This window comes from Burkholderia sp. LK4, from assembly GCF_001043615.1.
GTDB lineage: Bacteria > Pseudomonadota > Gammaproteobacteria > Burkholderiales > Burkholderiaceae > Burkholderia > Burkholderia cepacia.
Genome location: NZ_LDUL01000041.1, coordinates 82,017 through 94,587, shown reverse-complemented (window position 1 = coordinate 94,587; position 12,571 = coordinate 82,017). Strand labels below are relative to the sequence as shown.

Here is a 12,571-nt window from a genome sequence, read left to right as displayed (position 1 = left end):
GGAATGGCGTAGGCCGGCCGCCGATCCCTGTCACGAACGACCACGAACGACACGCGAATGATCCAGATCGTAGACGAAATCACGCTCGCGCCCGAGCGCATTCCCGACGTGCTTGCGCTGCTGCGCGACCGCTACCTGCCGGGCCACGCGGCACGCGGGCTGACGGCGGCCGGCCACTGGGTGTCGCCGCCCGTCGCGGTGCCGGGGCAGCCGAGCACGCTGTGGCTGACCTGGCACGTGGCCGATGCGCCGGCCTACTACCGGATGCGCGCGCTGACGGATGCCGGCGTGGTGAGTTTCTGGATGGCGGTCGACGCGCTGTGCGACGTGCGCCGCCGCCATGTGATGACGGACGCCGATGCGCCGCTGCCCGCGCTGACGGAGGCCGATCATGCGGCATGACACGGCACAGGTGTTCGTGTCGGCGGATTGCGACGCCGGGGGCATCGAACGCGCGTTGCATGAAGCCGCGCACGCGCTGGTCGGCGCGAAACGCGTGGCGCTGGCGCGCAACCAGGATGGCAGTTGGGGCGCGGGCGCCTACACGCTCGACGTGCTGCGCGACGATTCGGCGGCCAATGGCACCGCCAACTGCGTGGCCGACTGCGCGGCCGACGGCACGGCGGATTTCGCCGCGCTCGCGCAACTGCCGGGCATCGTGCGCATCGACGGCGCCCTGTGCCGCGCGATCGGCGGCGGCCTGCGCGAACCCGCGCTGCGCGAGGGCGTGTGGCGCACGCTGATGCTGCGCGTGCGGCCGCAGGCCGGAGCCGAGCAGGTCGCCGCGCTCGAACGCGAACTGCTGCGCATGCCCGCGTTCATGCCCGGCATCCGCAACTGGCGCCTGAGCCGGATCGCGACCCCGGGCGCATGGACACACGTGTGGCAGCAGGAATTCGCGCACGTCGGCGATCTGCTCGGCGAATACCTGATGCATCCGTATCACTGGGGCTGGGTCGACCGCCGGTTCGATGCCGAAAGCCCCGACTGGACCGTCGATGCGATCTCGCATGCGTTCTGTCCGCTCGCGTCCAGCCTGCTGGCCGAGACGGCGGCGTGATGCGGCGCGAACGTCAAGCTGACAACTCCCTGGAGACACGAAGATGCGAGCCCTGTTGATCGACCGCGCCGCTCATTCCGACGCGTTGCGGATGGCCGACGTGCCGGCACCGACGCCGGGCCCCGGCGACGTGCTGATCCGCGTTGCCTTTGCGGGCGTCAATCCCGCCGACTGGAAATGCCGCGAAGGCTACCTCGGCGCATTCATGCAGTACACGTTTCCGTTCGTGATCGGTTTCGACGCGGCGGGCGTGGTCGAAGCGGTCGGCGACGGCGTCGACGGTTTCGCGCCCGGCATGCGGGTGTTCGCGCAGACCGACGTCGGCGCGGGGCGCTGGGGCGCGTATGCGGAATACGTGGCGGTGCGCCACGACTCGGTCGTGCGCGTGCCCGACGCGCTGAGCCTCGCGGAAGCCGCCACGGTGCCGACACCGGCGCTTGCCGCGTGGGCCGGCCTGTTCGACGACGGCGGGCTGCGGGCCGGACAGATCGTGCTGGTGCACGGCGGCGCGGGCGCGGTCGGCACGTTCGCGATCCAGCTCGCGGTGCAGGCCGGCGCGCGGGTCGCGGCGACGTGTTCCGCGCGCAATCGCGAGACGGTCGAATCGCTGGGCGCCGCGGCAAGCATCGACTATCGCGCACAGGACGTCGCGGCGGCGCTGCGCGCATGGGCGCCCGGCGGGGTCGACCTCGTGCTCGACGCGGTCGGCGGCGACACGCTGCCCGACGCGCTCGACCTGCTGGCACCGGGCGGCACGCTGGTGAACATCATGACGCTTGCGCCGGGCGATGCGCAGCGGCAGGCCGCGACGGCCGCCGAAGCCGCCCGGCGCGGCCTGCGCACCGCGATGACCTACAGCCGGATGCCGAGCGGCGCCACGCTCGGCCGGATCGCGGCGCAACTCGAGCGGCGCGCACTGCGCGTGCCGCGCTTCGACCGATTTCCGCTCGAACAGGCGGCCCATGCCCTCGATCTCGTTCAAACGGGCGAGGCGAAAACGAAGCTGGTGCTTCATGTTGCGGATATCGCCGGTTGAGCGGCCCGCACGCCCATCACAGGAGACAACGATGACCGATACCCGAACCGGCGTACTGGCCGGCAAGTGCGCGCTCGTGACCGGCGCAAGCCGCGGCATTGGCCGTGCGATCGCACAGCGCCTGGCATCCGAAGGCGCGACCGTCGTCGTGACGGCGCGCAGCCTCGCGCAATCGGCCACGACCGCCGGCACGCTCGCCGAAACGGTCGCGCTGATCGAGCAGGCGGGCGGTCGCGCGATCGCGCTCGCGGCCGACCTGTCGAACGCGGCCGAGCGCGACGCGCTCGTCGGGCGCACCGCGCAGGCGGCCGGCGGCCTCGACATCCTCGTCAACAACGCGGGCGTGGCGGACTATGCGTGCGTCGACGCGATGCCGATGACGATGTTCGACACGACGATCGAACACTATCTGCGGATTCCGTTCGCGCTGGCGCAGGCCGCGATCCCGCTGATGCGTGCGCGCGGCGCCGGCTGGATCGTGAACGTCGGCTCGGTGACGGCGCTGCCGCCGCTGCGCCCGTTCGACGATTTCTCGCGTGCGGGCGGCGCGACCGTCTACGCGGCGGCGACGGCGGCGCTGTCGCGCTTCACGCAGGGGCTCGCGGCCGAACTCGAAGCCGACGGCATCGCGGTGAATCTCGTCGCGCCGAGCACGGCGATCCGCACGCCGGGCGCCGCGCGCTACATCCCCGAAGGCTATCCGACCGAGGATGTCGCGTATCTCGCCGAAACCGCGCTCGCGCTGTGCAGCCTGCCGGCGCGCGAACGCACCGGCCTCGTCACGCACAGCCTGCATTTCCCGCTCGCGCAGCAGCTCGCGGTGCATTCGCTCGACGGCCGCACGGTGCTGCCGCCGCCGGTGATTCCCGCGTATGCGCATCCTCACATCGACCCCACAGGACTCTGATCGACATGACGAACCCGATTCGCTTCGACGGCGGCACCGCCGTGATCACCGGCGCGGCCAGCGGCATCGGCAGCGGGCTTGCACGCCACGCTGCCGGGCTCGGCATGCGCGTCGTGCTGGCCGATCTCGACCCGGCGAAGCTCGACGCATTCGCCGCGACGCTCGACACCGACGTGCTGTGCGTGCCGACCGACGTCAGCCGGCCGGAAGCCGTCGATGCGCTGGCGGAAGCCGCGTGGCAGCGCTTCGGCGGCGTCGACCTGCTGTTCAACAACGCGGGCGTGATGGCGACCGGCTTCAGCTGGGAAATCACGCCGGAGCGCTTCGAGCGCAGCTTCGCGATCAACGTGCACGGCGTGCTGAACGGGATCCGCAGCTTCGTGCCGCGGATGCTCGAACGCAACGTGCCGGCGCGCATCGTGAATACCGCGTCGGTGGGCGGGTTCCTGCCGAGCCCGCTGATGTCGCCTTATTCGGCGACGAAATTCGCGGTGGTCGCGCTGACCGAATCGCTGTACGGAGAACTGAAGATGCTCGGTGCGCCGGTCGGCGTGTCGTTGCTTGCGCCTGGCCCCGTGCAATCGGGCATCTTCAACGACCCGTTCGGCGCGGTGCACGACCGGCCCGAAGTGCGCGGCTTCGTCGACACGATGCGCTCGATGCTGAACGCGCACGGGCTCACGCCCGACGCGTTCGCCGAGCGGGTGTTCGACGGCATCCGAGCAGGGCGGTACTGGCTGGTTCCGCAACCGGAGACGATCGACGGCGCGCTGCAGCGGCGCACCGACGACATTCTGGCCGCGCGCGATCCGTCGTTGCCGTCGTTCTGAGGGCCGGGCGGCAGCGGCGCCCGGCGCGAGCCGTCACATGTGCGTGCCGGAATGCGTGCGGCCGCTCGGGTCGCCGCCGCGATCGGGGGGCGTATTGTTCTGATCGATCTTCGCGAGGATGAAGCCGGCGTGCGGCAACGCGGCGGGCGAGCGGTGCGTCGCTTGCGCGACGGCGTCGTGCGGCGACGCGGCGGGAAAACCGGATGACGTGACGCCCGGTTGAGCGAACGCCGAAAGGGAAGCGGCCGTCAGGGCGGCGGCGACGATCGCGTGCGTTTTCATGGTGGCTCCTTCACGACTGACTGCGCGACGGATTGCGCGACTGACTGCGGGACAACGTAATCAGTCTAGGGCGCGAAACTTAACGCGGCGTGAAGGAGCGATGCGGCGGGATGCGGCGCGGATCACGGCATGGTCATGCGCGCCGCGATGGTCAGGCCGACGCCGACACAAGCGTGCAGAAGTTCTCGAGATCGACGTTGCCGCCGCTGATCACCACGCCGACGCGCTTGCCCTGCAGCGCGTCCTTCATCCGTCGCACGGCGGCGAACGACAGGCAGCCGGTCGGCTCGACCACAATCTTCATACGCGTGGCGAAGAAACGCATGCAGTCGACCAGTTCCGCGTCGGTCGCGGTGAGGATGTCGTCGACGTCGCGGCGGATGATCGGGAACGTCAGGTTGCCGAGATGCTGCGTCTGCGCGCCGTCGGCGATCGTGCGCGGCGTGTCGATATGCACGATCGCGCCGGAGCGGAACGATTGCTGGCCGTCGTTGCCGGCTTCCGGCTCGACGCCGTACAGCGTCGCGTGCGGCGACAGTGCGCGCGTGGCGAGCGCGGTACCCGACAGCAACCCGCCGCCGCCGAGCGGCGTGAATACCGCGTCGAGCGGGCCGACTTCGTCGAACAGTTCCTTGGCCGCCGTGCCCTGGCCGGCGATCACGTCCGGGTGGTCGTAGGGCGGGATCAGCGTGAGCCCGTGCCGCGCCGCGAGATCGCGCCCGATCTGCTCGCGATCCTCGATGTAGCGGTCGTAGGTCACGACGTTGCCGCCGTAGCCGCGCGTCGCGGCGATCTTCGCGGCCGGCGCGTCCTGCGGCATCACGATCGTCGCGGGAATGCCGAGGATGCGCGCCGACAGCGCGATCGCCTGCGCATGGTTGCCGGACGAGAACGCGACGACGCCGTTGCGGCGCTGCTCCGCGTCGAAGCGCGACAGCGCGTTGAACGCGCCGCGGAACTTGAACGCGCCCATGCGCTGCAGGTTCTCGCACTTGAAGAACACCTGCGCGCCGAGCGCTTCGTCGATCGTCCGCGATGTCATCACCGGCGTGCGGTGCGCATGGCCTTCGAGCCGGGCCGCGGCGGCAGCAACGTCGTCGTACGTGGGGAGAGTCGGAGCGTTCATGGTCGTTTGGGGTCGGAAAGGTCAGTCAACAGGGACGCCGCGCGCACGGCGCGCCGGAATCCGGAATCATTTCGCATCGTTGTAGACGGTCGCGCGCGAGACGCCGAGATGCTGCGACACGATTTCCATCGCGCGGCGCACTTCGAGAAAACCGTCGGCCTTCAGCGCCTGCATCAGCTCGCGGCGCTGGTCGGTCTTCAGTTCGCGCGGCGTCGTCGCGAGGCGCATCGCGAATGCGTCGATGCGTTGCCGGATCGCGTCCGCGCCGGCCGGGTCGAGCGTTTCGGCGACGGCTTCGCCATCCGTGCTGCAGAACTGGTTCAGCATGCCCTGGAAGCCGCGGAACAGCGTGGTGTCGGCGTTCAGGCACAGCGCGGCCACGTAGCGGCCGGTCGAATCCTTGATGCCGATCGACGTGCTTTTCGCGGTGCGGCCGTCGGCGAAGCGGTTCGGGTAGTTCGCGAGCACTTGCGGGAAATCGTCGTCCGCGATGCGGGCGAGGCCGAGCTCGGTCGCGGGATCGCCGACTGCGCGTCCCGACAGGTTGTTGTGGATCGCGAGAATCGCGTGCTTCGGCGTGCGCAGGTCGTGAACCACGACCTCGGTGAACGGCGCGAACATCGCGCCGAGCCCTTCGGCAATGCGCTGCACCTGTTCGATCAGCGATGCCTGCTCGGACGGCGCCTTGTTCCGGGTGGTGGTCATGGTGGTTTCGCGGTTGGTGTTCGGATCGATGCGAGGGTGCCGGGAAACGGGCGACCGGCGGCGGGCGGGTTACTCGCCGTCCGCCGCTTGCGGCCGCGTGATGTCGGCGAGCAGCGGCTGCGCGATCCGCACGTAGTCGGCCGAGTCGAGTACGACGGAGCGGTCGAGGCGGCCCGCGTTGAATGCAATCTCGGTGTTCTGTTCGACCAGAGCGGGATCGACGACGAGCGTCACGCCGGCGTCGAACACGAACGGCGGCACGGCGCCCATCAAGCAGCGCGTGACGGCGGCCGCGAGATCGGGCGATGCGAGTGTCGCCTTGCGACGGCCGACCGCATCGGCGACCTTGCGGAAATCGATCTTCAGGTGGCCGGGAATCACCGCGAGGGCGGTGGCGTCGCCGCCGTCCTTGAACGTGCACAGCATCGCCTTCGCGCCCTGTTCGGGCCGTGTGCCGCGCAGCGCGGCGATCGCGTCGGATTTTCCCTCGGCCGGATGTTCCAGCACGCGGAATCGTGCGCCGGACGTGTTCAGCAGATCGCAAAGCGTGTCGAAAACGGGGTAGTCGCTCATGTCGTTCCGGGCAGGCGGGGCCGGGGAATCGAGGCGCGCCAGGGGCGAATGCTTCGGCGCGCCAGTCGATGGATTGTCCAATTATAGACGTTTTGTCATGGGCGTGGCAAAGGTGCGTGCGGGCGGGGCGTGGAGGGCGCGGCGGGTGGAAAGGGGATCGACAAACAGTTGCGTTGCGCAATGTTGATGAGCGCCGGGGAATTGCCGGCGCCAGCGTCATGCCGCCGGCCAGGGCGGGAACGCGCGGATCCTCCGCCGTTACTTCGTCAATCCTCGCTCCTCCCATCGGTCCCAGGTCTTCAGCGCTTGACGGGCCGCCCTGCCGCACAGGAACGACAGCGTGTCGCTCTTCATCGACATCGATTTGCGGTTCACGATCCAGAAGTCCGTCAAGGCCGTTTGCTTCCCGCTCAGCATGTCCGCGATCGTCCGGCCGTTGAGGTGCGTCAGGGCGACGCCGTGACCGAAACATCCACCCGAGTAGATGATGCGTTCGTCGTCGATGAAACCGATCTCCGGAACCATGTCCATCGTCACGGAAACCGGGCCGCCCCATCGATAGTCGATGCGCGTATTCTGCAGCTGCGGGTAGATCCATTTCAGGTGTGCCTCGCAATGTCGCCAGGCGGCGGGCGCGGGAACCTCTTCCATCGCGTCCGTCCGGTAGCTGATCGCGTCGCCGCCTCCCATGAGAATGCGGCCATCGGCCGTCGGCCTGAAATAGTGCAGCATCTGCCGGTTGTCCCCGAAGGATTGCCGTTCCTTCCAGCCGATGCTGTCCCATTGAGCCGCGCTCAAGGGTTCGGTGACGACCTGATACGTCCAGAGCGGATATTGACGCGCTTTCAGGTTCGGTGGGCCGGGAACGTCGCGAGAATAGGCATTCGTCGCAACGACGATCCTGTCTGCCTCGATCCGGCCGTGCGGCGTCGCGATGCGTACCGATCGCGGTGTTCTTTCCAGATTCGTGACCGGTGTCAGCTCGTGGATCGAGACCCCGCTCGACATCGCCAGCGCCTTCAGCGACCGGACCTGCTTGCAGGGGTTGAGGTATCCGGTGTCCGACTCGTAGATGCCGCCCGCGAAACGTTCCGAATGGAAGTCCTGCCGGAACTGGTGCGCGCTGCGCCACGCCATGTCCGTGTCGATGCCCAGCTTCTGGAACAATTCGAACGTCTTCTGCATGCGGCCCAGTTGCTGTTTCGTGTAGCTCGCGCGAACCAGGCCGCCATGGCAGTAGTCGGACTGAAAACCGTGTTCGTCGATGAGCTGCCGGGTATGCGCGACGGCGAGCTGCAGGTAGCGATGAGCATCGATCATCTTTTGCTTGCCCCAGCGCAGCAGGACCAGTTCCGGCTCCAGGCCGAACATCTTCGTGCTGAACCCGGCGTTGCGACCGCTGGCACCGAATCCCACGATGGCGGCCTCCAGCACGACGACTCGAGCGTTGGGATTGTCCCGCTTGAATTGAAACGCGGTGTTCAGCCCGGTGAAGCCGCCGCCGATGATGGCGACATCGACCTTGAGATCCCCGATCAGCGCTGGATTGGGCGAATATTCTCCGTAGGCTTGCTGCCAGAATGACCTGGCCTGAAGCAGGGGTGTTTGATCGAATGCCATCGCGATGCTCGCATGTGGGGAGATCCGGCCGCTGCCCGATGAATGACTGCGAGGGCGAAGCGGCTGATTTCACGGGTGACAGAGGCTCACGCCTGCTGACGCCGGCTATTGATTTCGGAATCCGAAGCTATTCTCTTGTGCTGCTGAATGAACGTGTCGATGCGGCTTGCCAGCACGGCATCGTCACCATTCAACGAGCGCCTCATCATGTCGATCTGGAACTCCTCCTGATCGACCATGTAGTCGAGAAAGTCGCGCGCGTCGGAGGGGCCGATGTCTCGAAGGCGGCGCAACGCTTCGCAGTAGGCGATAGTCTCCGCGTACACGTACTTCAGGAAGGGCTTCAGCAGACACGTCGGGACTGAACTCACTACCCATGCCTTCAGCCGAGTCGCCAGCGTGGGCGAAGCATCCATCCCCCAGCGGGTCGCCACAGCGCGGTAAATCGGCGCATTGAACGCTTCCAGCTTCAGATAGGCTGCCCAAAGACGCTGGCGGGGATCGCCGTCGAGGCGCCCCGCCAGTCTTCCAATGGCACACAGGGCGAACGCGCGGTTCTGGATCTCGTGACGAAATCCTGCGATAAATGCGTCAGTCGGCATCGAAATTTTCCGCTCGTGTATGGCCGGAGCCCGGCAGGGAAAATCGGTTCCCGGCCATGCAGGCATGTCGATCGCTTCTGGAAAGCATGCAGTAATCCTGATAATCAAGGGCCGGCTGACATCGACGGCCGGGACAAAAGGGGTTACGTACTCAATCGCTGAACACGCCAGCAGTCCCGCACGCGAAAACGTCCGTGCGGCTTCCCGAGAGGAAGCGATTCTCCGAAGCCCGTTTTAAGTGATGCCGGGCAATCTGCGACGTATGCCGTCGCCGGTGCGTGCAGACGATAATATGTCACATGACCTATTTGTGCAACATCGGCGATGAACGCGCGAGGCGGATGGCGGATCGCGGCTGCCGCCATCCGGTTCAGCGCTGCGAGGCCGGGGGCGTGGATCGGCAGTTTCTCGAACTACGTGAGGAAGCGCGCTCGTTGCCACAGTGGGCTGTTTTGCAGGAGAGGCTAGACAAGTGGAAGATGAGCAATGATTCCGCTTGCATACGGACATCGGGCAGGGAACAGGCCCGCTTGCCGATGGATACCCTCTCGTCTGCCCGGATTCCCAAACCTGCGTAGAATGTCGCCGTCAGGTTCGGTGTCTCGGCCCCCGCCGCAGAGCGGGCGCCAGGAAGCCGGCGGCAAATTCGAGTCGATCGGCGCGATCCGGTGTCGGGTATCGATGCTTTGCAAAATCAGGTCGGCCAACCTAAATATCCGCTTCCGGTGTATCGAGCGGGGGCGGCGCGGTTGGTATGCGGCCGGCATTCGCTCATGGGGCAGCAGGAGGATTTCTTGAAGAGGGCGGCTCTCGATAACGAACGCGTGTTGACCGAACGCGGAAAGAACACGGTGAATAAAATCATGGCCAGCGCGATCGAGATCTTCGTCGTCGAAGGCTATGGTGGGCTGACCATGCGGAAGGTCGCGGCGAAGGCGGGCCTGGCGCTGTCGAACCTGCAACATTACTTCCCCACTCGCGAAGACATCTTCGAGGCCATCCTTTCCGCGACGATGGAGGCCTACGCCAATACGTACGACAGTGTCAGCGCGGACACGTCGCTGACCGCCGAGGGCCGCCTGGAGAAAGTGGTCAGGTTGTTGCTCGAAGACGGCAAGCAGCCCCGGACGCAAAGCCTGTTCGTGAACTTCTGGGCACTGGCGCAGACTCAGGAGTTTGCGCGGAAAATGCTCGAAGAGGGATACGGGTTTCAACGGCGCGTGATCGCCGGATTCATCGAGGCCGTGAACCCGGCGCTGTCACACGCCGCGCTCGCGAGGCGAGCCGCGCTGGTTACCGCGCAGATCGAGGGGCTCATCGTGTTGATACCGCAAAGAAACCGGTTCCCGTCGGATATCAAGGGAATCGAGGACGATGCGGTGATGGCCGTTCTGGCTTTGGCCAAGGCGCCATGAGTTGAATCGCTGCGGCGGCGCGGCGTCGGCGCCGATCGGGGCAACTTCATAAGACGGAAAGCGCTGCATGCCGACGCGGGTCGACGCGCGGCGCGATCTCGTGCTGATCGCTGCGATGCGGTTCGACGTCTCCGGCGTGGGCTCGAGTGGTCGAAGCCCGTCGAGTCAGGCGCAGAGACGTTGACGCGACGAAACTTGCTTGCAACTGGCTGGAAACAGGATCTACGAGGAGAACACGGGCGATGTCGATCGGCATGCAGGAAGCACGCGGAGATGCTTCATCCTTTGGGCGGCGATATTCACGCGCCCGAAAAAGCAGGAAACTCGACTTTTCCATCCAAACGGTGCTGACGCTCGTCCTGGCGCTGGTTGCGCACTGCGCGTTTGCGTCGAGCAACGTGACCGACGACGAGCAGCAACAAGCTGCGTTGCGTACCCTGATGGGCACGGACCCGGCCCCGGCAGACAGTGTGAAGGGTGTCGCGCTGTCACCATGGGCGCATGGTCCATCGGCTTCCGGGCCGCTTTGGGTCGTGGCCGCATTGGTCCAGCGCCCGACCGAGACCGTCGACGCGGAGTTGTGGACAGGTGTGCTGACCCGCGACGGGCAAGGGTTCCGCCTGCTCGCGAGCGATCGGAGCGAGCGCGTCGATACGTCGCCGATGTTATGGAGTGCCTTCCTGGCCATGGACGTCATTCCCTACAGGATCAGCGCGCAGGAAACTGCCTTTGGCGTGCTCTTTGGCAATAACTACACGTCGACCGCACATAGCGATTCGACCGGGATACTGAGCTTGTACCGTTATCGCGATGGTCGCGTGACGCCCGTCTTCTCCGCGCTTACCGACTGGTCGACCTATGACAAGGACGGGGCGGCGGAATGTGAGGAGAAGAACGACGGAAAACGCGGGAAGCCGGGCGATGCCCAGCAGGATTCCTGTGATGCGGAAAATACGACGGAGACGCATTACGTGCTGTCGTTCAGTCCTCACATGACGAACGGGCACTACGACCTCCTTGTGCGCCCCAAGGGAAAGGCAGGGGCGGGCAAGTCCGCGCGTTTTACCTGGAACGGGAATACGTATCAGCCGCGCCGGTTCACGGGTGACTGACGGGCAAGAACGGGGCGGCCTCGGTCAATTGCATCCGACAGGCGTCGGCCAGGTACGACGGCTTGAACGAGCCGCTTCCGTCGTTGGCAATTGATCGCCGTGTTGCCAGGACGTCGTGGCCATCCCGGGAAGACGTCGAGGGTTTCATGCGCGGCCGGGGCCGATGGTGACGGCGATGTTCGCAAGCATCACCATGGCTTGCGCCCTTCATTCGAGAGATCCTTTACAAACCATGCAGACGGAAATCGAAGCGCCGGGCCCGGCCGGCCCGTTGAAAGGCACGCTGTTGTCCCCGGGTTCCGGCGATGCCCCGGTGGTGCTGATCGTGCCGGGCTCGGGCCCGACCGACAGGAACGGTAACGCGCCGAACGGGGTTCAGGCGTCGACGTACCGATTACTCGCGGAAGGATTGCGCGATGAAGGAATCGCGTCGGTTCGAATCGACAAGCGCGGCCTGTACGGCAGCGCGTCGGCGATACCGGATGCCGATGACGTCACGATCGACGAGTACGCGGCCGACGTCCGTTCGTGGGTCGCCGCCATTCGCGCGCGGACGGGAGCTTCCCGCGTGTGGCCGTTGGGGCATAGCGAGGGCGGATGGGTGGCGTTGTCGGCTGCCCGGCAAATGGACGACATCGACGGCCTGATCCTGGTATCGACGGCAGGGCGCCCGCTAGGGCCCGTGTTGAGGCAACAACTGCAATCGAACCCGGCAAATGCGCCGATTCTTGCCAATGCAATGTCGATCCTCGAATCCCTGGAGGCAGGTGAACGGGTAGACGCGGCCAGGATCGACCCGGCACTCATGCCGTTGTTCAGGCCGCAAGTCCAGCGCTTCCTGATGAGCGAGTTGACCCTCGATCCGGCAGCGCTGCTGGCCGGTTACATGAAGCCCGTGCTTATCGTGCAGGGGGCGCGGGATATCCAGGTCGGCGTACAGGACGCGGAACTTCTGAAGCAGGCCAATCCGCGGGCCGAAATGGCGCTGATCGCCGACGCCAATCATGCGCTCAAGACGGTTCGCACGTCGGCGCTGCAGGAAAACCTCGCCGCTTATTCGAACCCGGATCTGCCGCTGGCGGATGGCGTGGTGGCGGCAATTTCGGCGTTCGTGCATGCGGCGGCGAACCGGTGCCAGTTCCAATCGAATCCGGTTGATCCGTCAGGGCGGCCTTTATCGAAGCAGGCACCGGTCAAATGACGTCGAGTGTCTGCTGTCGGGAAGCGGGCATGGTCACGTCAGCCAGCTTCGGTCGAACGCATCGATCGGCGTTCGCCAGCACGCGACATTCGACGGACAAAC

Annotated in this window: 14 protein-coding genes; 8 read left to right on the top strand and 6 right to left on the bottom strand. The window is 66.3% G+C overall.

Going from position 1 to position 12,571, the window contains the following annotated elements; translation table 11 throughout:
• Window positions 1–57: 57 nt before the first annotated feature.
• Genes VK92_RS21250 through VK92_RS21230 form a run of 5 tightly spaced genes read left to right on the top strand, consistent with a single transcriptional unit; the run spans window position 58 to window position 3,833 of the window.
• Complete coding sequence (locus VK92_RS21250; protein ID WP_048025146.1) at window positions 58–402, top strand: hypothetical protein; 345 nt, start codon at window positions 58–60, stop codon at window positions 400–402.
• Window positions 392–1,060: a Dabb family protein gene (locus tag VK92_RS21245; RefSeq protein ID WP_048025148.1), complete on the top strand. Its 669-nt coding sequence runs from the start codon at window positions 392–394 to the stop codon at window positions 1,058–1,060. The genes VK92_RS21250 and VK92_RS21245 overlap by 11 nt, the downstream gene beginning before the upstream one ends.
• A 43-nt stretch (window positions 1,061–1,103) precedes the next feature.
• Window positions 1,104–2,096 carry an NADP-dependent oxidoreductase gene (locus VK92_RS21240; protein WP_048025150.1) on the top strand — a complete coding sequence of 331 codons (993 nt, stop codon included), beginning with the start codon at window positions 1,104–1,106 and terminating at the stop codon, window positions 2,094–2,096.
• Between the two features lie 31 nt (window positions 2,097–2,127).
• Window positions 2,128–3,003: an SDR family NAD(P)-dependent oxidoreductase gene (locus VK92_RS21235; RefSeq protein WP_048025152.1), complete on the top strand. Its 876-nt coding sequence runs from the start codon at window positions 2,128–2,130 to the stop codon at window positions 3,001–3,003.
• Between the two features lie 5 nt (window positions 3,004–3,008).
• Window positions 3,009–3,833: an SDR family NAD(P)-dependent oxidoreductase gene (locus VK92_RS21230; RefSeq protein ID WP_048025154.1), complete on the top strand. Its 825-nt coding sequence runs from the start codon at window positions 3,009–3,011 to the stop codon at window positions 3,831–3,833.
• A 33-nt stretch (window positions 3,834–3,866) separates the two neighbouring features.
• Here VK92_RS21230 and VK92_RS21225 read toward each other — a convergent pair whose 3' ends face one another.
• The 6 genes from VK92_RS21225 to VK92_RS21200 all read right to left on the bottom strand — a co-directional run bounded on the left by VK92_RS21225 (window position 3,867) and on the right by VK92_RS21200 (window position 8,741).
• Entirely contained in the window at window positions 3,867–4,115 is a 249-nt protein-coding gene (locus VK92_RS21225; protein ID WP_048025156.1) for a hypothetical protein, read from the bottom strand.
• A 151-nt stretch (window positions 4,116–4,266) separates the two neighbouring features.
• Window positions 4,267–5,241: a threo-3-hydroxy-L-aspartate ammonia-lyase gene (locus VK92_RS21220; protein WP_048025157.1), complete on the bottom strand. Its 975-nt coding sequence runs from the start codon at window positions 5,239–5,241 to the stop codon at window positions 4,267–4,269.
• Between the two features lie 66 nt (window positions 5,242–5,307).
• Window positions 5,308–5,946 (bottom strand): helix-turn-helix transcriptional regulator, encoded by a 639-nt coding sequence (locus VK92_RS21215; RefSeq protein WP_021162168.1) that lies wholly within the window; start codon window positions 5,944–5,946, stop codon window positions 5,308–5,310.
• 69 nt (window positions 5,947–6,015) lie between these two features.
• Window positions 6,016–6,519, bottom strand: a complete 504-nt coding sequence (locus VK92_RS21210) for a YbaK/prolyl-tRNA synthetase associated domain-containing protein (RefSeq protein WP_048025159.1) — start codon at window positions 6,517–6,519, stop codon at window positions 6,016–6,018.
• A gap of 258 nt (window positions 6,520–6,777) precedes the next feature.
• Window positions 6,778–8,139 carry an NAD(P)/FAD-dependent oxidoreductase gene (locus VK92_RS21205; protein ID WP_048025161.1) on the bottom strand — a complete coding sequence of 454 codons (1,362 nt, stop codon included), beginning with the start codon at window positions 8,137–8,139 and terminating at the stop codon, window positions 6,778–6,780.
• Between the two features lie 86 nt (window positions 8,140–8,225).
• Window positions 8,226–8,741, bottom strand: a complete 516-nt coding sequence (locus VK92_RS21200; RefSeq protein WP_048025163.1) for a hypothetical protein — start codon at window positions 8,739–8,741, stop codon at window positions 8,226–8,228.
• A 668-nt stretch (window positions 8,742–9,409) separates the two neighbouring features.
• On the opposite strand from VK92_RS21200, the gene VK92_RS21195 reads away from it, so the two are divergent.
• The 3 genes from VK92_RS21195 to VK92_RS21185 all read left to right on the top strand — a co-directional run bounded on the left by VK92_RS21195 (window position 9,410) and on the right by VK92_RS21185 (window position 12,469).
• Window positions 9,410–10,156 carry a TetR/AcrR family transcriptional regulator gene (locus tag VK92_RS21195; RefSeq protein WP_124922721.1) on the top strand — a complete coding sequence of 249 codons (747 nt, stop codon included), beginning with the start codon at window positions 9,410–9,412 and terminating at the stop codon, window positions 10,154–10,156.
• Window positions 10,157–10,398: 242 nt separating this feature from the next.
• Window positions 10,399–11,268, top strand: coding sequence for a hypothetical protein (locus VK92_RS21190; protein WP_131723319.1), 870 nt, complete (start codon window positions 10,399–10,401; stop codon window positions 11,266–11,268).
• A gap of 175 nt (window positions 11,269–11,443) precedes the next feature.
• Entirely contained in the window at window positions 11,444–12,469 is a 1,026-nt protein-coding gene (locus tag VK92_RS21185) for an alpha/beta hydrolase (protein ID WP_231600669.1), read from the top strand.
• Window positions 12,470–12,571: the final 102 nt, after the last annotated feature.